The sequence below is a fragment of the Bacillus nitratireducens genome (assembly GCF_036320425.1).
In the GTDB taxonomy this organism is placed as follows: domain Bacteria; phylum Bacillota; class Bacilli; order Bacillales; family Bacillaceae_G; genus Bacillus_A; species Bacillus_A nitratireducens.
In genome coordinates this window covers 153,441-178,943 of the sequence record NZ_JAUMJO010000009.1, presented here as the reverse complement: position 1 = coordinate 178,943, position 25,503 = coordinate 153,441, and the positions used below count along the sequence as shown (strand labels likewise).

Annotated in this window: 27 protein-coding genes and 5 pseudogenes; 11 read left to right on the top strand and 21 right to left on the bottom strand. The window is 31.4% G+C overall.

The genetic code is table 11. The features are described 5' to 3' along the window. Window positions 1–60: 60 nt before the first annotated feature. On the bottom strand, window positions 61–357 hold the full coding sequence (locus tag Q3V31_RS26400; RefSeq protein WP_002186998.1) for a WXG100 family type VII secretion target: 297 nt from the start codon (window positions 355–357) through the stop codon (window positions 61–63). 236 nt (window positions 358–593) lie between these two features. Next, window positions 594–1,460 carry an Rgg/GadR/MutR family transcriptional regulator gene (locus Q3V31_RS26395; RefSeq protein ID WP_016128396.1) on the bottom strand — a complete coding sequence of 289 codons (867 nt, stop codon included), beginning with the start codon at window positions 1,458–1,460 and terminating at the stop codon, window positions 594–596. A 927-nt stretch (window positions 1,461–2,387) separates the two neighbouring features. Between Q3V31_RS26395 and Q3V31_RS26390 the strand changes: the two are divergent. After that, a pseudogene (locus Q3V31_RS26390) lies at window positions 2,388–3,095 on the top strand (IS6 family transposase). 56 nt (window positions 3,096–3,151) lie between these two features. On the opposite strand, the pseudogene Q3V31_RS26385 reads toward Q3V31_RS26390, so the two are convergent. The 6 genes and pseudogenes from Q3V31_RS26385 to Q3V31_RS26360 all read right to left on the bottom strand — a co-directional run. Beyond that, window positions 3,152–3,310 (bottom strand): annotated as a pseudogene (locus Q3V31_RS26385) (tyrosine-type recombinase/integrase); the annotation flags it as partial. 134 nt (window positions 3,311–3,444) lie between these two features. Further along, complete coding sequence (locus tag Q3V31_RS26380) at window positions 3,445–4,257, bottom strand: alpha/beta hydrolase family protein (RefSeq protein ID WP_033658677.1); 813 nt, start codon at window positions 4,255–4,257, stop codon at window positions 3,445–3,447. A 129-nt stretch (window positions 4,258–4,386) separates the two neighbouring features. Further along, a pseudogene (locus Q3V31_RS26375) lies at window positions 4,387–4,524 on the bottom strand (alanine acetyltransferase); the annotation flags it as partial. A gap of 10 nt (window positions 4,525–4,534) precedes the next feature. Next, window positions 4,535–4,726, bottom strand: coding sequence for a hypothetical protein (locus Q3V31_RS26370; protein WP_070145839.1), 192 nt, complete (start codon window positions 4,724–4,726; stop codon window positions 4,535–4,537). A 1,251-nt stretch (window positions 4,727–5,977) separates the two neighbouring features. Beyond that, window positions 5,978–6,448 carry a hypothetical protein gene (locus tag Q3V31_RS26365; protein WP_329767505.1) on the bottom strand — a complete coding sequence of 157 codons (471 nt, stop codon included), beginning with the start codon at window positions 6,446–6,448 and terminating at the stop codon, window positions 5,978–5,980. Window positions 6,449–6,504: 56 nt separating this feature from the next. After that, a complete protein-coding gene (locus Q3V31_RS26360; protein ID WP_329767504.1) occupies window positions 6,505–7,353 on the bottom strand; it encodes a hypothetical protein in 849 nt (282 codons plus the stop codon). 341 nt (window positions 7,354–7,694) lie between these two features. Between Q3V31_RS26360 and Q3V31_RS26355 the strand changes: the two genes are divergently transcribed. The 4 genes from Q3V31_RS26355 to Q3V31_RS26340 all read left to right on the top strand — a co-directional run bounded on the left by Q3V31_RS26355 (window position 7,695) and on the right by Q3V31_RS26340 (window position 10,090). Next, window positions 7,695–8,966 carry a Y-family DNA polymerase gene (locus Q3V31_RS26355; RefSeq protein WP_329767503.1) on the top strand — a complete coding sequence of 424 codons (1,272 nt, stop codon included), beginning with the start codon at window positions 7,695–7,697 and terminating at the stop codon, window positions 8,964–8,966. Between the two features lie 15 nt (window positions 8,967–8,981). Then, window positions 8,982–9,311: a YolD-like family protein gene (locus Q3V31_RS26350; protein WP_329767502.1), complete on the top strand. Its 330-nt coding sequence runs from the start codon at window positions 8,982–8,984 to the stop codon at window positions 9,309–9,311. A gap of 93 nt (window positions 9,312–9,404) precedes the next feature. Beyond that, window positions 9,405–9,584 carry a DUF8096 family protein gene (locus Q3V31_RS26345; RefSeq protein WP_329767501.1) on the top strand — a complete coding sequence of 60 codons (180 nt, stop codon included), beginning with the start codon at window positions 9,405–9,407 and terminating at the stop codon, window positions 9,582–9,584. 377 nt (window positions 9,585–9,961) lie between these two features. Then, on the top strand, window positions 9,962–10,090 hold the full coding sequence (locus tag Q3V31_RS26340; protein ID WP_257150040.1) for a hypothetical protein: 129 nt from the start codon (window positions 9,962–9,964) through the stop codon (window positions 10,088–10,090). A 198-nt stretch (window positions 10,091–10,288) separates the two neighbouring features. Here Q3V31_RS26340 and Q3V31_RS26335 read toward each other — a convergent pair whose 3' ends face one another. Continuing rightward, complete coding sequence (locus Q3V31_RS26335; RefSeq protein ID WP_000442701.1) at window positions 10,289–10,423, bottom strand: hypothetical protein; 135 nt, start codon at window positions 10,421–10,423, stop codon at window positions 10,289–10,291. A 789-nt stretch (window positions 10,424–11,212) separates the two neighbouring features. Between Q3V31_RS26335 and Q3V31_RS26325 the strand changes: the two are divergent. Further along, window positions 11,213–11,321: pseudogene (locus Q3V31_RS26325) on the top strand (tyrosine-type recombinase/integrase); the annotation flags it as partial. A gap of 120 nt (window positions 11,322–11,441) precedes the next feature. Here the strand turns inward: Q3V31_RS26325 and Q3V31_RS26320 are convergent. From Q3V31_RS26320 to Q3V31_RS26310, 3 genes are all read right to left on the bottom strand, one after another. After that, window positions 11,442–11,924, bottom strand: a complete 483-nt coding sequence (locus Q3V31_RS26320) for an antitoxin YezG family protein (RefSeq protein WP_329767500.1) — start codon at window positions 11,922–11,924, stop codon at window positions 11,442–11,444. Window positions 11,925–12,114: 190 nt separating this feature from the next. Continuing rightward, on the bottom strand, window positions 12,115–12,552 hold the full coding sequence (locus tag Q3V31_RS26315; protein WP_044440147.1) for a GNAT family N-acetyltransferase: 438 nt from the start codon (window positions 12,550–12,552) through the stop codon (window positions 12,115–12,117). 109 nt (window positions 12,553–12,661) lie between these two features. Beyond that, complete coding sequence (locus tag Q3V31_RS26310; RefSeq protein ID WP_098425869.1) at window positions 12,662–13,072, bottom strand: DUF1878 family protein; 411 nt, start codon at window positions 13,070–13,072, stop codon at window positions 12,662–12,664. Between the two features lie 577 nt (window positions 13,073–13,649). On the opposite strand from Q3V31_RS26310, the gene Q3V31_RS26305 reads away from it, so the two are divergent. Further along, window positions 13,650–13,922: an HU family DNA-binding protein gene (locus tag Q3V31_RS26305; RefSeq protein WP_090814662.1), complete on the top strand. Its 273-nt coding sequence runs from the start codon at window positions 13,650–13,652 to the stop codon at window positions 13,920–13,922. A gap of 414 nt (window positions 13,923–14,336) precedes the next feature. Here the strand turns inward: Q3V31_RS26305 and Q3V31_RS26300 are convergent, their stop codons facing one another. After that, window positions 14,337–14,801, bottom strand: a complete 465-nt coding sequence (locus Q3V31_RS26300; RefSeq protein WP_002192535.1) for a hypothetical protein — start codon at window positions 14,799–14,801, stop codon at window positions 14,337–14,339. A 509-nt stretch (window positions 14,802–15,310) separates the two neighbouring features. On the opposite strand from Q3V31_RS26300, the gene Q3V31_RS26295 reads away from it, so the two are divergent. The 3 genes from Q3V31_RS26295 to Q3V31_RS26285 all read left to right on the top strand — a co-directional run bounded on the left by Q3V31_RS26295 (window position 15,311) and on the right by Q3V31_RS26285 (window position 17,410). Beyond that, the gene (locus Q3V31_RS26295) at window positions 15,311–16,234 is read left to right on the top strand and encodes a DUF4238 domain-containing protein (RefSeq protein WP_329767499.1); all 924 of its coding nucleotides are present in this window, start codon (window positions 15,311–15,313) and stop codon (window positions 16,232–16,234) included. Window positions 16,235–16,570: 336 nt separating this feature from the next. Further along, window positions 16,571–17,134 (top strand): recombinase family protein, encoded by a 564-nt coding sequence (locus Q3V31_RS26290; protein WP_098403951.1) that lies wholly within the window; start codon window positions 16,571–16,573, stop codon window positions 17,132–17,134. A 51-nt stretch (window positions 17,135–17,185) separates the two neighbouring features. After that, window positions 17,186–17,410: a hypothetical protein gene (locus Q3V31_RS26285; protein ID WP_098403952.1), complete on the top strand. Its 225-nt coding sequence runs from the start codon at window positions 17,186–17,188 to the stop codon at window positions 17,408–17,410. Window positions 17,411–17,774: 364 nt separating this feature from the next. Here the strand turns inward: Q3V31_RS26285 and Q3V31_RS26280 are convergent, their stop codons facing one another. Next, entirely contained in the window at window positions 17,775–18,296 is a 522-nt protein-coding gene (locus Q3V31_RS26280; RefSeq protein ID WP_329767498.1) for a hypothetical protein, read from the bottom strand. Window positions 18,297–18,590: 294 nt separating this feature from the next. Here Q3V31_RS26280 and Q3V31_RS26275 point away from each other — a divergent pair, with 294 nt between their 5' ends. Then, a complete protein-coding gene (locus Q3V31_RS26275; protein ID WP_329767497.1) occupies window positions 18,591–19,961 on the top strand; it encodes an MORN repeat-containing protein in 1,371 nt (456 codons plus the stop codon). Between the two features lie 310 nt (window positions 19,962–20,271). Here the strand turns inward: Q3V31_RS26275 and Q3V31_RS26270 are convergent. The 7 genes and pseudogenes from Q3V31_RS26270 to Q3V31_RS26240 all read right to left on the bottom strand — a co-directional run. Continuing rightward, a pseudogene (locus tag Q3V31_RS26270) lies at window positions 20,272–20,517 on the bottom strand (integrase); the annotation flags it as partial. A gap of 580 nt (window positions 20,518–21,097) precedes the next feature. Continuing rightward, window positions 21,098–21,574 (bottom strand): small multi-drug export protein, encoded by a 477-nt coding sequence (locus Q3V31_RS26265; protein WP_090814535.1) that lies wholly within the window; start codon window positions 21,572–21,574, stop codon window positions 21,098–21,100. 18 nt (window positions 21,575–21,592) lie between these two features. Continuing rightward, entirely contained in the window at window positions 21,593–22,027 is a 435-nt protein-coding gene (locus tag Q3V31_RS26260) for a hypothetical protein (RefSeq protein ID WP_329767496.1), read from the bottom strand. Further along, window positions 22,024–22,236 (bottom strand): helix-turn-helix transcriptional regulator, encoded by a 213-nt coding sequence (locus Q3V31_RS26255; RefSeq protein ID WP_090814533.1) that lies wholly within the window; start codon window positions 22,234–22,236, stop codon window positions 22,024–22,026. The genes Q3V31_RS26260 and Q3V31_RS26255 overlap by 4 nt, the downstream gene beginning before the upstream one ends. Before the next feature lie 319 nt (window positions 22,237–22,555). Next, complete coding sequence (locus Q3V31_RS26250; protein ID WP_088010356.1) at window positions 22,556–23,254, bottom strand: hypothetical protein; 699 nt, start codon at window positions 23,252–23,254, stop codon at window positions 22,556–22,558. Window positions 23,255–24,046: 792 nt separating this feature from the next. Further along, window positions 24,047–24,865: a YkgJ family cysteine cluster protein gene (locus Q3V31_RS26245; protein ID WP_329767495.1), complete on the bottom strand. Its 819-nt coding sequence runs from the start codon at window positions 24,863–24,865 to the stop codon at window positions 24,047–24,049. A 23-nt stretch (window positions 24,866–24,888) separates the two neighbouring features. Beyond that, window positions 24,889–25,494: a recombinase family protein gene (locus Q3V31_RS26240; protein WP_329767494.1), complete on the bottom strand. Its 606-nt coding sequence runs from the start codon at window positions 25,492–25,494 to the stop codon at window positions 24,889–24,891. Between the last annotated feature and the right edge of the window lie 9 nt (window positions 25,495–25,503).

Here is a 25,503-nt window from a genome sequence, read left to right as displayed (position 1 = left end):
TTCAGATAAATTAAAAAAGGTGTCAGCACAATGAGTTGCACTGACCCCTTTTTTAAACACTTAATTTAAGCCAAACGAACCTGCATCCTGACGGTCACGGTCTGCGACTGTATCTGCATATTTGGTCAACTGCATATGAATACTTTGTAATAAGTTTTCCATTTGTTTCACATTACCTTCAAGCTGTTTGTATTGCTCCAAGTAAGCTCGAAAAGCTTCCCCCTGCCATTCTTGGGCAATCGTTGAATTCATAGAATTCACTTTACGAATAGCGTCTTCAATTTGTGAAGAGGCCGTTTGATATATTTTCGCCTGAGATTTTAGTTGTTCGGGTGTGACCGTAATAGCTCCTGCCATAATATCATCTCCTTGTTTTCTAACTATCCTTACGGATAATATAATATAATTCAAAATTATTTTAAATCTTGGAGCAAGCGAGCTTCTTTCTTTGCCTCTCATTATATACACACGTGTCTTATATGACACACCGAAAGAAGGAGTAATAGTATAAACATAAAAAAAATAAATGAAATAGAAAATAGAAAAAGGAAGGTTATAATTTAATAATTACAACCTCCCCAAAAATATAAACCTTATGTAGAAATTTTGATTTCGTACTTCTGTTTTATAAATTCAATTAATTCTTCATTCATCTTGTAATAATTATCGGCACCTATATATTTACAGACCAACTGTGCCTTTTTTAGCATTTCTTCACCTTCTTTATTTCCTCTCAAACATTCCCAAATACCATTAATCACCAATTTTAGGTTTTTTTCAAAAAACATTTCTTCTTCGAGTGAAAATGAATTTATTTTATCCATATATTTCCATATAAGATTCATTCTATCGTGCTGGATAAAGAAAATAATTGCATTTGTTAACATCCTAAAGCATTCACTTTTTCCATCTCTAAATTCTTTGTAATGATTGATTCCCAAAAGTGCTTTTTCAAGGGTAATTTCTATAAATTCAGGCGTAAATGCAAACATACAGTTGTTGAATAAAACTAGTTCATAGCGAGTCCATGTCTGCATGTTTATTAAATATTGATAAATTTTAGTTTCTCTTGTTTCAAGAGTTTCATTTTTTAATCTAGCAATGAGCAACTGACATAAACTCGAAAGATGTTCATACTTAATTTCATCTCGCCCTTTAACTAGATTACAAAGACTTTCTAGTCTTATTAACTCTTCTACATCTTTCTTCATAAAAGCATTTCTTATTTCCCCCATAATCTGACTGATTACATTTACATCCTTTGGGTAATCAAAAGCTTTTAATTCATCAAAGTATACATTAATTCTAGAAAGCATATAAGTTAGATTTGTAACACTAGTATCTGCACGATTATTTACAAATCTGTTGTAAACAGATCTACTAACAAAATCACCACAAACATCTTTAATAGTTAATCCCTTTTGTTTTCTCGTATAATCAATAAGTTCTCCGATCTCCATAAAACATCTCGTCCTTCCGAATGATTCTTATCCGACTAATATGTGTCGTATTTTTATAAAAATCACTTATTACGCTACATATTCAAAAAAATTGCCTTTCTCTTATTATTATTTTTTAATAAGCAATGAGAGGAGTTGTTACTATGTGGTGGTGGATAATAATCACTTTATAGAATATATTTTGCACCAGAACCTATGCATTTTTCACTGATAGATGAAACAATAGTGTCATTTACATTTAAGCAAAACAAAAAAATGCATAGAAAAGATTATTTTTTAACAGGATACACCAGAATTTCCTCTATCATTTTTTCATGATAAAACGAAATAACCAAATCCCTATATTTTATATCATGCTGGGGTAAAGCCGAGATACATGTAAAAACAGGTCATAGACTTACTCTTATTTCCAATATGATTTGAAACTGGATTTTTTATAAAAAAACAAGTAGGTTTTTAGATTCTAAATAAATTTATACTTGTTTTGCTTTACCACATTGCTTATTAAAAAACATTAAAACAATTAATAATACTACTCCTATTGCAAATAAAATTAGGTTATTTGACAAAATTACTTCATCTTTCCAATATGCTAAAAATATTAATAAACCATGTCTAACTGAAAAAAACAATCCTAATCCAAATATTAAAAGCAGATATGGAGATGCATTCCTTTCCCTTCCTTTTCTTTCCTTTTAACTCCTTTTTATCACTATATTAGCACATTTTGTATTAACTTGTTAAATTAATACTTATCAAACTTATTTTCTGATACCTTTTAGTTGAAACTCTAGCATTATAGAAATGGTTCGAATTACGGTTCTGGTTCGAATTACGGTTCTGGTGCAAAAACTTCAAGGTAATTACAAGTAATCTCTAAAACTTGGACATACTGATACTATTACTCTAAAAGGGTGTGTGATCGGTATGGAAAAGAAAAATTGGTTCAAATGGAAGCACTATCAGCCTGATATTATCTTATTAATGGTAAGATGGTACCTACGGTACAACCTAAGTTTTCGTGATTTGGTGGAAATGATGGAGGAACGTGGTTTATCCATTTCTCATACAACGATTATGCGTTGGGTTCATCAGTATGGTCCTGAATTGGACAAACGAATCCGACGTTACCTCAAATAAATAAATGACTCTTGGAGAGTCGATGAAACATATATCAAAGTAAAAGGTCAATGGATGTACCTGTATCGTGCTGTTGATTCGAACGGAAACACAATCGATTTTTGCCTAAGCAAAACAAGAGATCATAAGGCTGCAAAGCGCTTTTTCAAGAAAGCTTTGCGGTCTTTTCATGTTTCAAAGCCACGTGTGATAACAGTCGATAAGAATCCAGCTTATCCTATAGCAATTGAACAGTTAAAAAAAGAAAAAAGCATACCTAACGGTATGCGACTTAGACAACAAAAGTACTTGAATAACATAGTAGAACAAGATCATCGCTTTATAAAGAAGCGAATCCGTTCTATGCTAGGCCTTAAATCTTTTGACACAGCTACATCCATTCTTTCTGGAGTAGAAGCCATGCATATGATTAAAAAAGAACAGATTGCTTTACGGAACCAGTCTGTACAAAATCAAAAAGAATTCATCCATCAATTGTTTGGACTTGCAACATAAGATACGATTCCGTTAGGAATATATATGCTTTATTCTCTTCTGTTTTATTTTTGCACCAGAACCGCAATATCCTTTGTTTGCTTGTAAAACCAATATCCAAATGTTTTACGCATGGTATGGGTACCTAAAGATTCGACTCCGGCAAAATCCCCGGCTTTTTGTAACTGTCGATAGGCTTGAATTTTACTAATGGGTTTATCACCTTTTCGAGAAGGGGTCCTGCCGACAAAACGCACATATTATACGCTAAGCAAATTTCAATCTAAAAAAGTCGAATTCCTGTACGCTAAGAATCGACTTTTTAATTTTGTCTTATTTAGTTAAAGCCTCCTATTGATGAACAGGCAACTTAGATAAGATACTTTTCAAACCAATTGCATGCTTCAAGTTTCATACTATAATTAAATTGATGATTTACAAAAGGCATACTTAGTTGAAGGTTTTCGGGATGTTTGGAGTACACTGGTAATAATTTTTTATAAAGCTCTAATGAATAGATGTATGGAGAATCAGTGTCTTGATCACCATTAATTATTAATAATGGTCTTGGTGAAAAACTACTTAACTTTTCAAAAGGATCTATCATTTGAAAATACTCCGTTCTTTTGTCTATCTCTCCTTCTGCTTCCTGAATCTGTTTACTCCATTGTTCATAAGTATTTGTTGAGAGAATGCAGTCTTTCCATGCTTTAGTAAAAGCTGGCTTTCCTGCTATCGGAACTGCAACTTTTATATCTGGGTTATTTGCTGCGATATAAAATGATGCATATCCTCCCATAGAAAAACCTGATATTCCTATTTTATTTAAGTCAATCTCGTCTCTACCTTCAAAATACTTAATAAGGGTTTGTATATCTATTGCAGATTGTTCTATAACTTCATGCATATGGACATATATGTCCAAACCAGTATCTGGCGGAAAGACTTCAGAGAATTTATTACAATCATTTTCTGGTTTTCTCTGTCCGTGTCCTTTACAATCCATGCTTATATAGTAAAACCCTTTTTTTGCAAGCATATACCCAAAGTCCATAGCTTGTTCACAGTCTGCTCCATACCCGTGAATATAAAATACCAATGGACAATTTAATAATCCTTCTTGAAACATACTTATAATCGGGATGCCATTTACTATTTTGTCTTCAATTATTATTTTTGACATAAGCAATACTCCTTTTATGTTTTTATGGGGTATAACAATTCGCTCTTCCGCTGAAGCGCCCTCAAGCGCAGGGTTCAAAAAATTCCAACCAATTGAATTGCTATTTAACAAATCCAATTTTTCCTTAGTTCATTCGGAAATCATTTTAAACATTCCTCTCATATTAGGTGAGTAATTTCTGAAATTATATTTTTCGTAAAACTCACCTTTTCCTTTCGAAGCAAACAAACCTACAAATGCCTTATCTGGTGCATTTTCTTCAAGATATTGTTCAGTATTATTTACATTTACTACATAAAATTTCGTTTGCTATCTTAGCTAATATTTTATCTAATTGTCCAACAGGCATATTTTTGTCTTCGGATAATACTAAAGAAACTGCAAATCGTTCACCACGTTCAATTGTTTTACCACATTGTGAACATACTAAATTTACATCTTTAAAATGATTTATTAGTGTATCTAACATATTATTTATTCCTCCTGCTTAATTGTTTAATATAAAAATATATAAATACCGTTATTTTCATTATACAAAATTAAAAAGAAAAGATGGAGTAAAATTCCAATTCACACCATCTTTAACAACAACTTTTTTCAAAACGTCGCGACTTTATTATAAACATCGCATCTTTTTTCAAAACATCGTGACTTTATTTCAAACCAACCTTATGTCATTGGGGTACGGAAACGATTCTGGGTAAGAGGGGCCACTCTGGGATTAAATTCTATAATATATTTTTGATAAGTGTATTTGAGAGCTTCTAAATACTTTAAAATCAACACCTTCCTATATTATCAATAGGGTAAACCCTATTGATAATGGTTAGTTAAAACAATATCTTTTCTATCAATTGAAACTTTATTTATCCTTAAAATTAAGGATATAAAAGTCAAGACTTAAAGATTTCACTCTTTGTTTTGTATTTATTTTCCATAGTGGCCCCTCATTCCCCGAATCGTTTCCGCCCCCCTACTAACACTTTTATTATCAGTGTTTTTAACACTAACTTTGATTGTGGGCTATGCATTAAGTTAAACGTATTTCTTCAAGAATAAAACTAGATATTCCGTCAATACTGTAGATAACCTAGTTGGAACAAGACCTCCATTAGGTGAGCAGTTAGCTTTTGCTAGCTGCTCTTGTTTTCTGAAATTAGTTAAATTTACCTGCTGTTTTTAACGTAATATTACGTTACAATATAAAAGAATAAAATATATTGAGCTGTTATACCATTACCCTAGGAAACTAGGGTTTTTATTTCTACAAAATGAAATTTTTATTAAAACGATAATTCTTTATTTCTCAATATAAAGAGTCTAGAATTTTCACTAAAAATCATGTAATATATGCGTAAAGAGTAAGGTAAGAGTTACTCTTTGCCATTTTAGGAGAGGATTTGCTATACATAGCAGGTCCTCTTTTGTTTTTCTTAGCTTAATAGCGATGGGGTACTTTAAAATCTTAGCTTGATGGGCATGTGGCGGTACCCCCATAAGAAGTTTTAAATATTTAACTTTAAAATACATAGTTGCTAACGAGTATAGTTAATAATTAATTTAAAAGGGATTAAATTTTCTGTAGGTAAATATATATATACTTTTATAATCACCAAAGATTTTAAAAGAAATTAAATAACCTGAGGCTATGTAAATATAGAACTTAGATTATTTATTCGTGCTTTTTAAATACTGTCTACTTGACAGGAAGCACTTCAAATCAGAGTTTTATTCTTAACTTTTTAATTGTTATTTCACCCTTAGAACTTATTGCTTCATAAAAATCAAAATTATTTCTATTTTCTTGTTTACATTTTTCTTTAATGATCTTTATAATTTTTATTCTATCTTCTCTGGAGGTTTTCATTCCAAAAATAATAGCTTCTAAATCTTCAAATTTATATTTCAATTTTCTATCATGCACTTCTGTATAGATATCTAAAGCACTAAATAATAATAATCTATATTCTTTTTCATATTGCCAATCAATGGATTTGTTTAAAAATGGAGCTTGATAGTTATGCCAGTACTCTTTTTGCCAATCCTTAATAACTTCATCATTTAATTGATTTGCAAAGTTACTGATATTCCCTTCTGAATCTGTATACCATTGTCGTAAAAGTACATTATGCTTTAAGTATCCCAAATGACTAAAAAAATTAATTCTTTGAATTTGATTAGAATAATTCATTTTATAAAATTCAAAAGGACGATATTTATAAATTTTCTTTAAATCTGAATGTCCAATTATTTTTTTAATTCAATTGTAGGTACATCAGCATCGTGAGTTCGGAATTTAAGACAAACACCTTTGTGACTATCCCCATAATGTCCCCAAACTGCTGAATTTGTACAATTATCCATAAAACAAGATACATAACATTTTGGATATGTCAGCTCAGTAATTTTCTTTAAATATCTTTCTGTAAATTCAACATATATAAATTTTGTTTTCTGGCTATTTTGATTTTCTTCAACATTATAGGCAGCTTCTAATTCGCTATCATTTAGTACGGCTTTGTATACTTGTATATAGTCATTGTAAAGGTTTGGTTTTTTATTAAATTGTTCCATTGTATCTTTTAAATCTGTTATTAGGTCAGATCTTATCATGGAGGTAAAGGGGTTAATTGATTGTGAAGATAGACCTAACTCCATATTTACTTCCAAGATAGCTTCTAAGGTGAAATAGTGTAGAATTTTTAAATATACGTAAAGTTCGTCTTGAGAAGTTTCTTTAGATTGTTTGGATAAGAAATTCAGACAGAAATTTATATATTCGCTGTTGAAAACACGTTCATAAACCATATTAATAATTTTTTTGTATTTTTCACTATAATATTGTTCTCGATCCCAAATAGGGATATGTGAATTGTTTAATTCTGATAATAATTTAGACATTAAAAATACATGAGTTAGGCTATACATATAATGTTTAAAAAAATTTTTCCAAACAATAATATCTCCCTTCCAATAATACTCCCTTATGCCCTCCATTGGATCATTTAATGAATCGAGGTCTGAAAAATATATTTCTTGATTTTCCAGTTCTTTGTACTCACCTAATAAGCTTTTAATATTTCGAAATCTGTACATGGTAGTCACTCCATTTTCTAGTTCACAGGTTCTGTTACTGTTAATTGCATTCTAATTACTACTATATTATTACAAAAAATAGATTGTTTTTCAGTATTTTCCTGAAATATTACTTCTCCTGTGCTGTAGCTATTGCTTCGAAATATAGTTTTTATAATATTCATTGGTTTCTTCCACATAAGAACAATGTTCTTAAGAATAATAATCATAAATTGTTTTTGATTACATTGATAGTAATTTTACGTACCGTATTGTGATAAAAATTTCTAACAAATGATTGTATAATCCAAAACAATAGGTTTATAATAGGAACAAACGTTCTGTTTTTGGAGGGTAAAATGATGTTCGATTACTCAAAATACATGAATCGAATGATATTCTGTATCGATCTATGTTCATTTTTCGCCAGTTGCGCTTGTGTAATGCGAGGTTTAGATCCATTGAAAGTAAAGCTAGCTGTTGTTGGAGACGTAAATCGAAATGGATCTATTGTATTGGCTGCGACTCCTGAATTGAAAAAATTAGGGATTTCTACAGCAACTAGATTATACGAAATACCAAGAGACCCAAATATTATTATTGTGAATGCAACAATGAAAAGATTTGTAGAAATTTCAAATCAAATCACAGAAATTTACACCAGGTATGTAGCATTAGAGGATCTACACGTTTATTCCATAGACGAGTGCTTTCTAGACATGCAACAAACAGCTCATCTTTTCGGACGTGATCCAATTGTAATTGCTAAAAGGATTCAAAGAGAAATATATGATACCACTGGCATAACCGCATCAATTGGAATTGGACCGAATTTGTTTCTTTCAAAAGTTGCGCTAGATGTGGAAAGTAAACATTCAAACTCTAGAATTGCCATGTGGTCATACGAAGATGTTTCGAAAAAATTATGGGAAATTAAGCCGCTTCACAAAGTATGGGGAATTGGAAAGGCTACGGAAGAGGCATTGCACAGCATGGGGCTATTTTCCTTGAAGGATGTTGCTATAACGCCTAAAGAACATCTAATCAAGCGATTTGGCAAAGTAAAAGGTGAAGAGTTATATCGTTTCTCATACGGTATTGATGAGAGCCGAATTGCTAATAAATACATTCCGAAAAGCACTTCTATTACAAAAGGGCAAATATTATTAGAAGACTGTTTTAGCCCCAAAAAATTAAAAATGCTTCTTCTAGAACAAATAGAAGAAACCTGTTTTCGCTTACGATCTATAGATAAATGTTGTCGTACGGTTGAGCTTTCTATAGGCTATAGCAAATACATTGGTGGAGGATTTAAACGAGCAATTACCTTGGATCAGCCAACTTGCTTAACGGAAGATGTCTATGCCGCTTGTTTAGACTTACTGAAAAAATTTCATTCGGGCCATCCGGTGCGCCAAATACATATTACACTAAAGAATTTGACCAGGGATGATGCAATTCAAATGTCACTTTTCGAAGATACTTCCCAAAAAGATACTAAAAGGAAATTAGCAAAGACAATGGACGGAATCCGGCATAGATATGGTAAAAATTCAATTATGCGTGGGATTAGCTTTATTAAAGGTGCTACACAAAGGGAAAGAAACGGGAAAATAGGTGGACATAAAGCATAAGGAGGAATACAGATTATGATTGATAGAGGTATGATGCGATGGGTTCCATTTTCAGCCATAAAAGAACAATTTGAAGGATTAAATGAAATGTATGAAAAACAAAACGAAGTACCGATGCCTATTTTAGATGAACAAAAACTAGATCTTATAAATGATATTGTGTGTTGTGCAATGGCTGAAAATAAGCAAGTAAGTATTTCATACCAAAAACAGAACAAGGTATATTCCGAAGTGGGTTATATTCATTACTACGATATGGTCTGTAATGAATTAAGATTTAGGAACCAATATGATAATGTACTATATATAAAAATTAATCGTGTAACAGATATAAAATATACATAATCATCTACAAAATAAAAAGTATCTATGTGAAGACTTCATGTTATTATGATTAAGTTATATTAATTCAGTTTATTATGTATGTAGGTGAAACAAATGGTAAATAAAGAATCTAAACAAGAATACGATCTAAGTAAAATATACGCATACAAAGAGTTCCCTGATAAAATTAGCGGTCGTTGCGATAATTGCGGCAATACTTCATTCAAGAGTTCCGTTAAAGATTACATTTTTTTAAGAGAGTGTCGTCAATGCGGTATGAAGAAAATCATATAGTCCTTAAAAAGTACCCTATAGTGTAGACACTTATAACAAAGTCTACCTATCCAGGGCTTTTTTCTTTATAAAATAAAAAGAACAATATGATATACTGTTGGTTTGGAATAAAGTTTAATCAGAAACATTACGCAAACACATATTATATGGTAAAGAAGAAGCATCCATTTTGAAATAAGTTTGTTCAAAATGGATGCTTTCCTTGTGAATTAGTATACAATTTTTATAAAAAAGTTTGATCATTTTGTTCTCTGTAAATTTAAGTACCTTTCTTCCCATTATATTTAATAGAGCTAAACACAATAACTATTAATCATTATATAAATATTTATGATAATATATAAACTAAGATTATCAATGCAATGGAGGTTTACAATATGAAAAATATACAGGAATCCCTAAAAAATCCATTTATTAAATATCCATTAGCCATAATTTCAGCTATAGCTATAATAAAAACAGGCTATGATTTAGGCTCTTTTATAATAAAGTTAAAATACATTTAAATCATAAAAAAGAAATTAATCTTTTTAAACAAAAGATTAATTTCTTTTTTTATCGCAACTTTCTTTGAAACATCGTGACTTTATTCAAAACATCGCGTCTTTTTTATAAACGTCATAACTTTATTTAAAAGCAACATCAGATACAACAAAAGAGCCTTACCTCTATAGGAAAGACTCCACTAGTATAGCTGTATATATTTACATAACAATTAAGAAACTGTAAAAATATAACACAAAGAAGCAGAACCCTAACATTCCGCCTATGGCTAGTACCTGTTTAACCCAGCTCTTGAATTTCAGATTACTTTCAATAATCGCTTTCACTCTTTCCATATCCGTTTCCTCCTATTAAGGAGAACCCTTAAAGACTCTCACCTCGCTATGATACCATTAAGGTATGACTAATAGCGGCCTGATTTTTGTCTAAATATATAAATATGTAATATTGCATATAAGAATGTATTGATAAAAATGTAAGCGCTTACTATAATGAAAGCATAAAGATAAATCACATCTTAGCATCAACAAAAGAGGAGGAAATAATATGACAATCGCAATGGCAGTTTTATCATTCTTAGGTGGAGTGCTTCCATTAGTAGGAGAGCTTTTAAAAGCAGTAATGTAAGTTCATTATTCCGCAATTATTTATAAAAATCATCATACCTTAATACGAACAAAAGAGGAGGAAATAATATGACAATCGCAATGACAGTTTTAAAATTTGTAGGTGGAGCACTTCCATTAGTTCAAGAACTTTTAAAAGCATTTATGTAAGTTCATTATTTAGCAATTATTTATAAAAATTATCATACAAATGATCTGTATATCAAAGATGAATTGATGTGCAGATCATTTGTGTGAGCAAAGTCCCTTTAGCATTATGAAGGGACTTTTTTAAATTTCTACATACTTGAGATTCCGTCGCATCAACATCAAGTTAAAAGCACTTTTAAAACATTAAAAATTGCTTTTTATTTATTATAAATACGAATGTAAACTTTTAAATATTAGTTTACATTCAAATTACCGAAAACAGTGACTTCACACCAAACACCCTGATATCATCAAAATACACAACGAAAGTATACATTCAAAACACTGTAAATAAAGACGCCGAAATCTATAAACAAAAAACCACATCTCATTGATGCCCAACCCATAAGAACAGATCGAAGATATAAAATGGGCCCTCAAACGTCATTGCTCCAAACGAGATTATATTCTATTCCTATCTACTCCCTCTCATAATTAAGTATGAGAATTATTTATTTTTAACCATTAAATTTTATAAAAAAATCCTCTATGAATGATAATTCATAGAGGGTAACATAACACACAATTATAAATATTTTTATTTACCTTCTATATTTTTAAGATAATTATCTAAAAACTTTTTATCGATTTCATTATCTGGTAAAATACCTAGGTTTTTATACATCCATATTATTTGTCTATCCATACTTCCTATTTCAAAAGATAAAATATCTTCATAATTATATTCTATTTTGAACTTACCAGAATTTTCTATCGTTAAAGTCAAATTTGTCCATAATTCCTGTTCGTTTTTTCTAAATTCTTCACGCAATTCTTCGAATTTATCAAATAACTCAAATAGTAATTCTTTATAAATTTTTCTATCGACATTATAAACTTTTGGGATAACATTTGAATAAACGAATCCTTCTTTAGTAGGGATAGAAAAGTAGAAGAATACTTCTGTTGAGTCATTTAATACTTCTGCATATAGATAAATTTTTTCCCAATCACCTGGGATAATCTCATCAACTCTTGTTCCTATTTCTTGATAGATAATGTCCATTTTTTTAGTTTCCATACTTATCCTCCAGATTGATTTTTCATCCTATTTTTTTTAATTTCTCCATTAATCTCATAACCTATTTTAAATTGAGAAGGTCTTATAGAGGTACCGCCAGTATTTTGGAAAAAAAACACGTTAAGCAAAAAATACAATAAGCTGTCCATATGGACAGCTTATTTACATAAAATTCGTTATCAGAAGTTCATTATTTACAGGTTAAACTCATTGAAATTTGTCGATCTACAAAGCCAAATTCTTTATATAATTCTCTTGCAAAGTTCTTTGCATGAACATTTAATCGTATTTCTTTATGTCCTTTTAAAGACAATTCATCTATACCTGCCTTCATCAATTTCTTTGAAAGTTTTTGACCACGATACTCTGGTAAAATGTATAATTCGTAAATGAATCCTACACTCTCTTGTGAAAAATAATCTTTACCACTGCCAATTAGAATCCATCCTTTTAAGTCGTCATCATCTTTGGATACTAGGTAGTATGCTCCTTGTTCTAATGTTGTTTGTACAATCTCTTTTACTCGTTCTTGTGTAGGTTTAAAGGTCTTGGCCGTTCCTTCGTATAGAGCATTATCTGATTTTGCTAGAATTTTATTCAGATCATTTTTACTAGCTTTTTTAATCATATTTCCCCTCCTTTTTTTACATAACGCACGTTAGCGGAAGTCAATGTATTTAGGAAATTACCAAGAGCCCTTTAGATTACTTAATTGAGGGGCTCTTCTATTCATAGAATTAAATGTTATTACTAATTTGTAATTGCTCTAGAAGATAATCACAAACATTTACAAAAATACATTGTTTTTTTAAATTTAATAATAAGTATTTCAATTCAAATTCTTGGTAAAAGATCTTAGTGACATATAGTTTAAACTCATCTAAATTAGGTTTTTTGGAGCTGTATAGCATATCTAAAGGAAGTTTAAATTTAGAAAATAAATGATCATTTTGAGCAAAAATGGAAACTTCTTCTTTAGTTAATCGATCATGAAACGCAATTAAAATTTTTGTTAAAGCTTTTACTTGTTCTTCTTCAAACTCATAATCTATAACAAATCTATAAAATGGGAATTCGTCTGACTGAACCATACTTTGCATAAGTCTAAATTGATATTTTAATAAAGTCACTTCTTTAATTAAATCCACGTTTTTACCCCCATATTTTTCTAGAATAACCAGGATATGATAACAAAATGCAACTTAAAATACAAATATTTATGATGTATATCTATACAATTTTAATTAACATAACGTCTCAATTATCAGTAGCAAAGAAAAAGACGTCCTCTTACTCTCACAAGAGATTCGCCTTTTTCTTTTTCTATGACTCTATGCATCTTTTGATACATTCCTATTTTAGAGCGACTTTTTGCTTCCCTATAGTTCCATATGTCTCCCTATTTTTTGCATAAAACTTTGTATACTCTTAGCGTGGTTTTTTTCCAAAATGCTGGCGGTATCCCATTGCTATCAAGCTAAGATTCTTAAATGCCCCCATAACGAAAATGAGAAAACATTAACAAAATTATAATTAAAGCATCACTTTATATTGTTTAATAAAGATGTTGAAATATAAATTATGTGATGAAATCCTTTTCCCTGGTACTAATATTACACAGAATTGCCCTAGCTCTTGCTAGGGCTTTTTCTATATATCTTTATTTACATGAGAAACGTAGGTACGTTATAATAATTTCTTATTACATGCAAGGAGGTGCAAAAAATGAATAAAACCGAATTAACAAAAATGGTAGCAGTAAAAGCAGAACTTACACAAAAAGATGCAGCTGCAGCAACACAAGCTGTATTAGATGCTATAACAAATGCGCTTGCAAATGAAGAGAAAGTACAGATTCTTGGTTTTGGTACATTTGAAGTGCGTGAAAGATCTGCACGTACAGGACGTAATCCACAAACAGGTGAAGCAATGCAAATCGCTGCATCTAAAGTCCCTGCTTTTAAAGCCGGAAAAGAATTAAAAGTAGCAGTAAAATAATTATACATAGTGAAAAAGGATCTGATATGAATATCAGATCCTTTTTTTTAGTAGGGGTCTCGCCACATCACTATCAATCAAACAAAATAAAATACCTCTTAAAATGAAAAAATGCGCTTGGGGGTAAAGCAAATTCTTAAGTTGATGGGCATGGTCTCACCATCCCATTTCGGGAAAATTGTACGTTTAGACACAAATCGGACACATCTTAAGTGTTTTCTGTACGTTAAGAGACATCTGTCCAGAAAATCTTATGTTTATGAACAGAGGACAAAACTCAATAATAGAATATTAATATTCAATTTTTATATAAAAAAAATAAGATCCGAAGAGCTTATTTTAATAATAATATCAACGCAATTATCAATGATATTATCGAAGATACAATCATAAATAATAAAGCTCAGTCATGAGTTATCGCCCTGTAACTGTCATTCCTGCTGTGTAAATTGTATCAATAGAACCATCTGCGCTTACAACTTCAACTTTGTATCGGTATGTGCCATTTTCATAAACATCATCGCCATATCCTGTGAAAGTTGAAATTTCATCATATGAGCCAGCTGGAACCCACTGATTGTTCCATTTGAAATTAGTTTCAAATTCTCCCCAGCTATCTCCGTTTTTCTTTTCGATGCTGACATTGTAATGAATTTCTTCAGCTCGGTCATTCGTGATTCTTGCAATTAAGCTATTACCAAAAGTAACTTGTGTAGAATGTATTTTAACCGTAACATCGTTTACTGTTTCGCCAGGACCACAGATATAATGACAGCCATCCCATTCCTCAGCTTGTGCCTTTGGTGTATCTAAATTCATAACCGTTAAACCGCCTAAAGCTAACGCACCAGTCAACGCAATTGTAGCTAATTTTTTCATGATAATTCCTCCTATTAACCGTTATAAGTGAATGTTTTTGTTTTTACGTATTCATTGCCAGTATAAAAAGGTTTCTATGACTCATTTCTATCACCCTTCAGCATATATAATTCGACAAATGGTGATAATTTCCTGCAAATAAAATAAATAAGCACTCCCGCAGGAATGCTTATTCAAATTCAATTTCTGTTTTATGGGGTTCCACCACATCGCCATCAAGCTAAGGTTTTGAAGTATACCCTAAATGAAAATTCTCTTTCTCTACAATTAGTTATTTTGAGAATTCAACTCATTTTTTCTTTTTGAGGGTATTTACTTTTCTTAAGTTGATGGGCATGTATGGTGACCCCTAATATATGAGTAGAGACAACGTATAGAAAGATTGGTAGTTCTCTTTTTTTGTCTCTTTGTAGAAGCTATAATAATACTAGAAATTGATAGTATTTATATTATAGATAATAAGATGGATGCATTTTGGTCCCTCTGAAGTAAAAGAAAGGGTGAGGGGAATGTCAAAACCTGTGCGCCAACACACTGTTCCAAAGGTATATCTGAAACGTTTTTCCAACCCACAAGGGATGCTGCATATATATGATGCAGAGAAAAAACAGTACCGCCAGCAACGACCCAAAGAAGTTACCATAGAAAAGAACTTTTATACGGTAACCTCACCAGACGGATCTAAGGATTATGTAATCGAAGAAATCCTAAGCGAGTTTATTGAAACGGAATTCGGAGTCGTGATGGATCGATTCTTAGAAACTGGAAAGTTAGAAAAGGAAGATAAAGAGTATCTTGCACTATTTGTAGCGTTTCAACATCTTCGTACTCCGAAATATCGAGAAAAGCATTCTGCGTTCTTACAGAATGCACATAACAAAGTTTCAAAGCTATTATTAAAAACGCACAAAGCCCATTTTGGGAAAACTGATTTTACACAGCAAATTAGTGAAGAGGCACTTGATGAGATTATTGATTTGTATGAGAACGATCGGGTTCGTTTGGAACACCCACCTGAAACCCATCTAAAGTTTATGATGGAGTTTGCTAATCAAGAAGCATACATATTGTGCCAACAGAATTGGTATTTCCTACGTCCAAGCAAAGGTTCTAAGTTCTTGACGAGCGATCATCCTTTTTATATGACTCGCCCTCGTGATTTGCCGGAATGGCAAGGAGTAGGTCTTATCACGCATGGTTCGGCTAAAATCATACCGTTGAGTCCTGATGTATGTTTGGCGATTAAGAACGATGGTAATAAAGAAATTTCTATAACATTAACACGTGAGCAAGTGCGAGAAATCAACTTAATGACTGCTTCTTCCTCTAAACGATTCATCATTGCGCCGGATAAATCATTACTGGAACGAGTTGTGAAGAGCGTAGAACACCGTCGGAGCCAACGTAAATTAAAAAAAGAGCCGAACATTTAATATTTCGGCTCTTTTTTGTACTCTCAGACGCATCGAGAATCACACTTTCTTATCTCTGGTCACAAAGTCGCTCAGAAATGTCTTGAAAAACAGGGTTGTCACTTTAGGAGATAATTTGCACTAATTTTAAGTGTTCTTTTGCATCCTGAGTATACATAATAAAGTTATCTGTGTAGATTTCGTAATTACTGGAGTAAAGGTTATGAAGTTAGGTTATTCATAACTTAAAAGTTTTGAAGGTGATGTTGTAATTTTTTGGGTGTGTGATAAAATCAGTATATAAACCACCGTCATAACTGGTATTCATAAGTGAAGCGAAAAAAAGGAGAGTTTTAGGTGAAATATGGGTATGCAAGGGTAAGTACCTTGAATCAGGATTTAGAGTCACAAATTCAAATGTTAAAAAAAGAGGGTTGTGAAGAAATTTATTCAGAAAAATTTACTGGAACTAAATTTGAACGGCCAAAATTTCAAGAACTACTTTCAGTGTTGAAAAATGGTGATACGCTTGTTATTACAAAATTAGATCGTTTTGCCCGGTCAACTATTGATGGAATGAAAACAATTAAAATATTATTTGAAAAAGGAATCAAGGTACATGTAATAAATATGGGTGTGATAGAAGATACACCTACAGGTAGGTTAATATTTACTATTATGAGTGCCTTTGCAGAATTTGAACGAGATATGATTTTTGAAAGAACACAAGAAGGAAAAGCAATTGCTAAGCTGAAACCAGATTTTAAAGAAGGACGACCAAAGAAATATACGAAGAAACAGATAGATCTTGCACTTGAATTATTAAAAACTAATTCTTATACACAGGTGGCGGAAATGACAGGAATCAGTGAAAGTACTTTGTTACGTGCTAAGAAGAAGAGAGAAAGTAAGGAAAGTTAAATGGATTAATAGAAAATTAAATAAAATCTTTAACTACGATGGAGTGAAATTATGAAATTATGTTTATTATGTAATGAACAAATAGAGCCTGTTAATCGGATGCAATTAAGAAAATTAAAGGAAGCTGCTACAGATTTTGAAGAGACTGATAAAAAGGAAATGAAGAATATTAAAATTAGAACTCTACAACTATCTAATCAAAAAATATGCGAATATTGTTATCTTAAAGAATTAGCCAGGTTAACAACAATTATGAGAATGAAAACAATGGCGTAATTGTTGGTTTTAAAAAATTCGAACAAAAATGTTGGCGATACGCCTTATAGTTTAGAGTGAATTGAATATCGCTACACGATTAATTATAATTGATTAGGAGTTGGAGTAGTAATCTGTCATCTGTTCCTTTTTCAAAGAAGTGTAAGTTTGAATTAAAGTTGGATTAGAAATATTGTATGTACCTTGATTTTACGTTAAACCCAAAGACTCCATTTTGAAAAAAGATTGGTTAAAATGGAGTCCTTTTTTGGTAATTGGTATAAAAATTTTATAAAGAAGTTTGATTGTTTTGTTATCCGATATTTCACCAACGCCCCCGTTACTTTAAGTACGTTTCGACACAATCTTAGTCGTTATAATGATTTTAATCATATATTCCCCATCCATACAAAAAATAATAGCTATCAGATTGTCCGAATATACAATCATAAAAATATCCCTTTTGTACTTGTATTATTTCAATATGACTTAATCTAATTAAAAGTTCTTTAATAACTTGTTCTGGTGCATTTACATTAGCTAAATCCCTTTTAAATCTACTTATAAAGTCATCTTTGTTTACTGACTCTATGCTAATACATACTCTTGAATAGTATGTATTAATCCAAACATTTTTTAGTGCTGTTAGCCATTGTTCGTCTGAAGGGTCTGGCTCATCACTAATATCCCATTCTTCTCCATCGAACAATTCCTTTTTAAATAGTGCAGAAAATGCCTCTTGAATATTATCAAATTGACCTTTTCTGGCGAATGTTAAGTCTACTTGCATTGCATACTCATCACTAGATTCATATACATCAAATGACAAATTTAACAATCTTACGTTTGCAATTTGTCTGGCAAATAAATTGAGATCATCAAACAATTCTTGAATTTCTTTATTCATTATAATCCCCCCTTCTTCCTAAAGTTCTGATATTTTAATTATTGTTGTGTAACTAATCTGCGTTGTTGGTTCACTAAGAAAAACGAAGTGTAAGTAATTCCGGTCACCTAGAATTCCTAAATTGAAAGAGACAAAATATCACAACTTCTTTATAAACATCGTGACTTTATTTAAAACATCGCGTCTTTTTTATAAACGTCGTAACTTTATTTTAAATCCACAACAACATTTTTTAGTTGGTTAGTATGGAAGGTAAGTAGGAGAAGTTTATTAGTTTCTCAGAAATTACAGGAATTGGAGAAAAATCGTGATGAAGAAACAGTTAGAGAAAATGCTCTTATTGTTTATTATGACATTCAACGAGGTATTTCAAATTTACGTGATTTATACATAAGTTGTTTGTTAAAAAACAGACCTCCTAAACCCAATAGAATTTATTTTAGTGCGGACTGGATAAAAAATGTAGCTAATCTAAGAGATGCGCTTACAAGCCAAGAGTTGAATAGGGTTTACAAATTATATGAACAATTTTATGCTTTGCAAAATATATTAGAAGAATATAAAGTTGATAAACCAAATGAGGAGTTAAGAAGGTATCTTGAAGAACTATCCAAGGAAGTATTTGCTGATATTATTCCATCTTCATTATTGATTGAACTTAAGGTTTCTTCAGTTGATGATTTAGTCGGCATTGATTTGTATATCATCTTACAAAAAATAAATTGTTTAACATTTGCTTCTTCTAAAGAGAAACCTAAGGAAAAAGTAATAAACGGAAAACCTGTTTATGAAACTTATTTAAATGGAGCTCTTTTCTTCGTAGGAGATACTAAAGAACCATTTGTAGGTGATGGAGAACTTTATAATACGGATGGGAAAATAAAATGTTCTGGTCAATTTAAATCAAAACAATTTGTTAAAGGAACTGTTTATGGATATTATGATTCTGTAAAAAAATGTTATGAGATTACATGTGAAGCACTATCAATAAAAAAAGGCATTCTATATAAATTAACTAATGATGATAGTAAACAATATTTCTATAATGGCGAATTTAAGGACGGTAGAGTTTTAAATGGAATCACAACCTTATTTCATAAAAATAAGAAGATTAGTTATCATGGAGAAATTAAAGATGGCTTCAGAGACGGTCAAGGAACCCTTTTTAATGAGGATGGACAAAAATTATTTGAGGGTATTTGGAAAGAACATGTTTTTTATAATGGAGTTGGATTTGAGAAGGATAAAGAATTATTTAAAGGTGAATATAAAAATCGAATGCCGTGGAATGGAATAGCAACCGCATGCGATCTTTCATTTGAAGTTAAGAATTTCACAGGGGAAATACGTGAAGGTAAGCCGGTTACTGGAGAAGGTCTTCTTTTCAAGATTGACGGTTATGGGCAAACTTTAGAAAGAATGAGGAGAGAAGAAGAACATCAAGTGGAACAAATTGAAGCAAGTGCACAAGAAGAACCAGATATAGAACAGTACAAACAAGAATTAGAAAATGAAGCTTGGTTACGAAATAACGGTATACGTAGTGGTATGAGGAATTATCATGAATATATTGAAGCCAAGTGGAATGAAAAAAATGTGACTTTAGCACAAGACAAAGAAAAAAATATAGTAATTTATGATGAAGATGGCTCGAGATTAACATAAGCATATGGAAAGCAGAAAGAGCTTGTAGTGATTCTTATCAAGACCTTAATCTTAAAAAGTCAAAAAAATAAAGGGCGATACATATTAGACATAACTAATATGTATCGCCCTTTTACTTCTTTTCTACAATCGCGCCCGATAGTTGAAATTGGACAAGGAATTATCAGTTTTAGCTACTTACTGTTCATTAAACCCAAAATTGGCAGGTGGGGTAACTCCTAATTTTTGAGCAATTTTTATAAACTCTTTTCCTCCTTAAAACAATTGAAAACTTGTAGGTGTATAAAAGTTACATATTAAGTGCTAATTTTTAATCTGTTTTTATTTCGGTCTTCTTATAGTAATCGTAATATCTTTTTAGGGATAAGTGAGATTTAAATCCAATTTGCTGCATGAGATGTTCAGGTGTTTTTTTCTGATTAATTTCCCTTAAAACAAAGGTGTTCCGAAAATGTTGGGCAGAAATTCCCTTTCGAAGATTGGCACGTTTCACTTCTAAACGAATCATTTTTTGCACCGAGATTTCAGTTAGAAATTTCGGTGCATCATCGTCATAGTGTTGGTTTGGAATAAAGTTCAATTAAAATCGTGCTACAAATGTTGATTTTATAATAGAAGAAACCCATCCATTTTGAAAAGAGATTGATCGAAATGGTTGGATATAATTTTGTGGAGGAGTTATTTTTTATAAAAAAGTTTGATAAAAACTCATTTAAAATTCTTTGATCGAAGAAATAGAGGATCACAGCTTTGTTCAAAACTTCGCATCTTTTTTACAAAAATCGTGACTTTATTCCAAATTCACAACTAAATTCAAACCGCATTTTCATTATAGGGGTAGAACGCCATGCCCATCAAGCTAAGAAAAGCAAATACCCCAAAACGAGAAAATTGACATCTCCAGATGAAAATGCACAATTTTTTTGTTTTGGGACTGCTTCAAAATATTAGCTTGATAGTAATGTGGCCCTATCCATATAGGTTCGTGAGCTACGGTACTATGACCATATCGTACAGCTAGTTGAGTGTTCAAATGTTTTTGGTCAAAGCTTTTGTCTTGATATTATACTCACTTCATCACTCCATAATTTTTAGGTAGTGAACGATTTTAGATTACCTAAAATCATCATGATATCCTAAATAATATTTAAAAAGCTAAGCCCATACATCGCAGCAACTGTAAAAATGACTGTCCATACTGCTAGACTGACCGTCATCCAACTTATGACGTGTGTCCGGTTAGATCCAAATGTTAAAGCTAATATGGCTGCAATATCAGTTCCTACGAGAATTGGAGCTAGAAGAGCCAAACCAGGGACACCATATCGTTCCCATATTTGTCTTGATCGGGTTTCTTTTTTAGAAGGTGTTGTTATACCTTTTTTTAGTTTTCTTGCTGCTTGCCATTTTGCATACTGTTTAAAGAAGAAGCCGAGTAATAGAACCAAAATAAGATTTCCTGCAAATGCTGTTACTCCTACTGCAAATGGTTGTAACCCCCATGCGATACCAAGAGGTACAACGATTGATACATCCATCCATGGGGCAAAAGCTAAAAGAAATAACACTACATATTGCCATAATGCACCCGCATTTTGAGCCCACTCCACCATATTGTTTCATCCCCTCTATTAAATACGATTTAAAATAAGAATAGTAGTTAACCAATAGACAATGTATTGACCTGCACCCAGTAAACCAATGCACAATAATGGAACAAAATTATGTTGAGAAAAGAGGAAGCAAATCCCTGCCGCTACTGGAAGTGCAATGCTATAGTAAATATACACATTTCGGCAAGCCTTATAGGTTACCCACTGCTGCCCTTCATCTATTTCACGAAATTCAGATGGTATAAAACCAAATAATCTAATCTTATCATGAGGATTCTTTCGGTTATAAAGCTTTGTGAGAATGAGCCAGAAAAAAGTAACCGTCACTAAAATCCCAAAACATAACTTTGCTAAAATGACTTGTGTATTCATAAGAGAAAATAGTAAAAATGCAATAATCAACACAAATATACTGGCCCCTATAAGTGGAGATCTTAAAACCTGTTTTATCATAATCGTTCCTCTCCCTTTAAATAAAAAACATCTTCTACAGTAACTTGAAATACAGCAGCTATTTTTAACGCCATAGTGACAGATGGAGAATAATCACTTTTTTCTATTAATCCAATTGTCTGCCTTGTGACCCCAATTGCATCGGCCAAGTCTTGCTGAGTCCATCTAAATCGTGCCCGTAATTCTCTAACTCTGTTTTCTAGCATCATAATTTCCCTTTCCTCATTTACAATTACTGTAATTGTAAATGATTACTAACAAAATGTAAACAATCATTTGCATTTTGTAATAAATAATTGCTAAATGCGACATGAATTGCCCTTAAGTTGAAAAAGAGGGCCCACTCCATCACTATCAAGCTAACAAAAAAAATACCCCATAAAATGAAAAAATACGCTATTCTTTCTGTAGAATCATAGGAAAGGATGGCGTTTTTTTTGCTTTATGGATAGTGTAAAACCTTAGCTTGATAGCGATGTGGCCGGACCTCTAAAATAAACTACTTTGGTTCAAAATTAATATTTATTTTCAGTTATTAGGTGGAAAAACACTTACTGGTATGTCCGACTTATACAATTGCTCTAATATCTTTTGATCTTTACAATATACTTCTGCATAACTATATTTATTTACTAAATCAATTCTTACAAAAATTGTTTCTTCGGTATTGCACCACCACTCAAAATATTTATCTGAAAATGATTCTCTCTTAATTTTATTTAAAGCTTCCGTTTTTTTAAACTCATCAATTTCACTAATTTTAGCCCCACGTTTTAGCCAAGTTTTATGCTTATTAACCATATAATATTTAATTGCATCATCGTCTAAAAATTCTTCTATATTGTCAGCTCTAATGAAAAAACTTCCCATGCAGAAATCATATATTTTCCCATCCTCATCAATACAAGGTCCAAAATCTCCTGCATAATGATAATCCATACATTGAACATAGTATTTTCCGTTTTCTTTTTCAAAAAATTTAAGTTCATATTTTGCTTCAAATTTATTGAAGTAAAACATATCCATTTGGAAACCCTTATAAAATCTTTCACCAATTTTATACCAAATGCCACCAAATGATACTTGAAAATCAATTACTTTATCAAAAATGGGTATTCCTTCATTGGCAAATATTCTTTTAATTTCATCTATATTTTTAATTGTATCAACTTTCTTACCAGATAATATCATGTCATTTACTGTCTCAGATAAGATTTTTTTCTCCATACTTTTAATACCCTCCATATGAATTTTTGTTACGAATTTTATAACAACTATTCTTTAGTTTATATATTATACATATTAACTCTTGTGACTATCTACATAAAGGATATAGGCCAATAAAAAATCACTTCTCGTTCTCAATTTTTTCGTTTTGGGGTATTCGCTTTTCTTAGCTTGATGGCGATGGGGTAGAACGCACATTTTAACGTTTTTATACGCTAAGGGATTCTCAAAACTCCATAACACGAGTTAAATTGAGAATTTGATTTAAAGATGAGTTTTGAGACACTATTTAAGCTTTTTTTAGCACCTTTTACATTGAAGTGCATTCGTCTCAAATACCTACTGATGATATCGCTTAGAGTAGTAAAATCAACGTTTTCCCATGTCGAATTTTGCTTAGCGTATATTTCCGTTAAAATGTTGGCGGTACGCCTAGTATTGAAGATCATTTTCTTAATAATGCCATTACGGCTCTTATAAATACACTCCTAACTTTGACCTTGTTTGACACTTGGAAAACTCTTCCCAGAGAGGGATATAATATTCAAGAAATAGAGAACAACTGGTATGAGAATGAATCCGTAGTTATTGAATTAGGTATAGCACTGGATTAATAATCGATTAAGATTTGAACCAGAATCGTAAAAAAAAGCAACCATAACGGATGCTTTTTTTATATAAAATTTACATAATATTTATAGAGATTACTTTATGTATAATCAATGTCAGCATGTGACTTTTTACAATTGCGATATTTTATCTTTTCAATTAGGGGTACAGCCATATAAATGATTAGGGCATTAATTCAGCAATTGTAATAGTTCCTAGTTTCTTATGAAAAAAAGAAGGAACTAAAGAAGAATAAACAGGTTTTCCTTTTTTCTTGTTCTTATTGTGATATATCTTGAACCAATAAACAATTGGATATGCCCGTATAAGCGTTTCTTGTCCTAGGTATGTTGTTTTAAGCATGCTATTTATTTGTGAGTCTGAAGGTTCAATTTCAGGTGTTTGTAATGCATTAGCATGAATACTAGGGATATTTTCACAAACTGCTGATTGAGGACTACTTATCATAAGTAAAAGAGAATCATGAGTAGTGCCAAAGGTTCTACAGACCATAGGTCTTTTATTGTATACTGTACATCTTCCATTATTTTCATCTAATAAGGGACAAGGGAATTGGAATCTTTCTGTTTGTTGATATTGTTCTAGGTCTTTAGAATCAACTTTTCTCTTATTCTGAAAACTTATATCCTCTTCTAATCTCTTGTATAATCCAGGATTATTGATTCGTAGTGAATCTAAATGTTTAAGTGCCTTTGTAAAAACAGCTTCAGCAAACCCTATGCCAATATTACGCATTTCTTCTAAAAGTAATTCGAATTCTAACATTGAAACAGGAAAGACATCATAGCAACAATTGAAACATCCTTTTCCGCAAGGGTGATTTTCAAACTCTTTATGTGTAGCTTTGAAATCTGAAATGAGTGTATCTATTTTAAAATATTTTTTATACAGATTTCCTATATAACTATTCGGATCTACATCATCATGACATTTTTTCTGTTTTTTGCCACTACCACAAAAACATAATTCATTTCTACCCACTTTTATCCTCCTCAACTTTGTTTTTACGTTTTATTTTCAAACCTCTTCACAAGTCGATAAAATGTAGTTTTAGATAGATTAGCTTGTTTCATAGCTTCTACGGCAGTAACCTCTCCTGTCTGCCAGGAATTATAAGCCATGATAAATTCCTCTGTAATCTCTACCCTAGGTCTTCCAAGATGTTTTCCTTGTTTTTTAGCTAAATGGATCCCCTCTTGTTGCCGAACTTTTATCTTTGTGCGTTCCTCTTCAGCAAGCCACGAAAGAATTTGAAGTACTAGGTCTGTAATGAGATTTCCCAAGTTATCTTGATACTTAGTTGTATCTAATAAAGGCATATCAATTACAACAATATGTGCTTTTATATTTTTGGTAATATCCCTCCATTCATTTAAAATAGCTTCCTTGTTTCTTCCGAAACGATCCAGGGATTGTACATATAAAATGTCCCTTTCTCGTAACATCATTTTTACAAGTTGATATTTTTGACGATTAAAATCCTTACCAGATTGTTTATCAATGAAAATATCTCTTTCATCAATACCAACTTGTTTCATCGCTTCTAGTTGTCTACCTTCATTTTGATCTTTACTACTCACACGGATGTATCCGAATTTTCTGTTATTCAAAGTATCAAA

Coding starts and splice junctions, on each gene's coding strand:
- Q3V31_RS26400 (WP_002186998.1), bottom strand. CDS start 357: ATGGCAGGAGCTATTACGGTCACACCCGAACAACTAAAATCTCAGGCG.
- Q3V31_RS26395 (WP_016128396.1), bottom strand. CDS start 1,460: ATGGAGATCGGAGAACTTATTGATTATACGAGAAAACAAAAGGGATTA.
- Q3V31_RS26380 (WP_033658677.1), bottom strand. CDS start 4,257: ATGTCAAAAATAATAATTGAAGACAAAATAGTAAATGGCATCCCGATT.
- Q3V31_RS26370 (WP_070145839.1), bottom strand. CDS start 4,726: ATGTTAGATACACTAATAAATCATTTTAAAGATGTAAATTTAGTATGT.
- Q3V31_RS26365 (WP_329767505.1), bottom strand. CDS start 6,448: ATGAATTATTCTAATCAAATTCAAAGAATTAATTTTTTTAGTCATTTG.
- Q3V31_RS26360 (WP_329767504.1), bottom strand. CDS start 7,353: ATGTACAGATTTCGAAATATTAAAAGCTTATTAGGTGAGTACAAAGAA.
- Q3V31_RS26355 (WP_329767503.1), top strand. CDS start 7,695: ATGTTCGATTACTCAAAATACATGAATCGAATGATATTCTGTATCGAT.
- Q3V31_RS26350 (WP_329767502.1), top strand. CDS start 8,982: ATGATTGATAGAGGTATGATGCGATGGGTTCCATTTTCAGCCATAAAA.
- Q3V31_RS26345 (WP_329767501.1), top strand. CDS start 9,405: ATGGTAAATAAAGAATCTAAACAAGAATACGATCTAAGTAAAATATAC.
- Q3V31_RS26340 (WP_257150040.1), top strand. CDS start 9,962: ATGAAAAATATACAGGAATCCCTAAAAAATCCATTTATTAAATATCCA.
- Q3V31_RS26335 (WP_000442701.1), bottom strand. CDS start 10,423: ATGGAAAGAGTGAAAGCGATTATTGAAAGTAATCTGAAATTCAAGAGC.
- Q3V31_RS26320 (WP_329767500.1), bottom strand. CDS start 11,924: ATGGAAACTAAAAAAATGGACATTATCTATCAAGAAATAGGAACAAGA.
- Q3V31_RS26315 (WP_044440147.1), bottom strand. CDS start 12,552: ATGATTAAAAAAGCTAGTAAAAATGATCTGAATAAAATTCTAGCAAAA.
- Q3V31_RS26305 (WP_090814662.1), top strand. CDS start 13,650: ATGAATAAAACCGAATTAACAAAAATGGTAGCAGTAAAAGCAGAACTT.
- Q3V31_RS26300 (WP_002192535.1), bottom strand. CDS start 14,801: ATGAAAAAATTAGCTACAATTGCGTTGACTGGTGCGTTAGCTTTAGGC.
- Q3V31_RS26295 (WP_329767499.1), top strand. CDS start 15,311: ATGTCAAAACCTGTGCGCCAACACACTGTTCCAAAGGTATATCTGAAA.
- Q3V31_RS26285 (WP_098403952.1), top strand. CDS start 17,186: ATGAAATTATGTTTATTATGTAATGAACAAATAGAGCCTGTTAATCGG.
- Q3V31_RS26280 (WP_329767498.1), bottom strand. CDS start 18,296: ATGAATAAAGAAATTCAAGAATTGTTTGATGATCTCAATTTATTTGCC.
- Q3V31_RS26265 (WP_090814535.1), bottom strand. CDS start 21,574: ATGGTGGAGTGGGCTCAAAATGCGGGTGCATTATGGCAATATGTAGTG.
- Q3V31_RS26260 (WP_329767496.1), bottom strand. CDS start 22,027: ATGATAAAACAGGTTTTAAGATCTCCACTTATAGGGGCCAGTATATTT.
- Q3V31_RS26255 (WP_090814533.1), bottom strand. CDS start 22,236: ATGATGCTAGAAAACAGAGTTAGAGAATTACGGGCACGATTTAGATGG.
- Q3V31_RS26250 (WP_088010356.1), bottom strand. CDS start 23,254: ATGGAGAAAAAAATCTTATCTGAGACAGTAAATGACATGATATTATCT.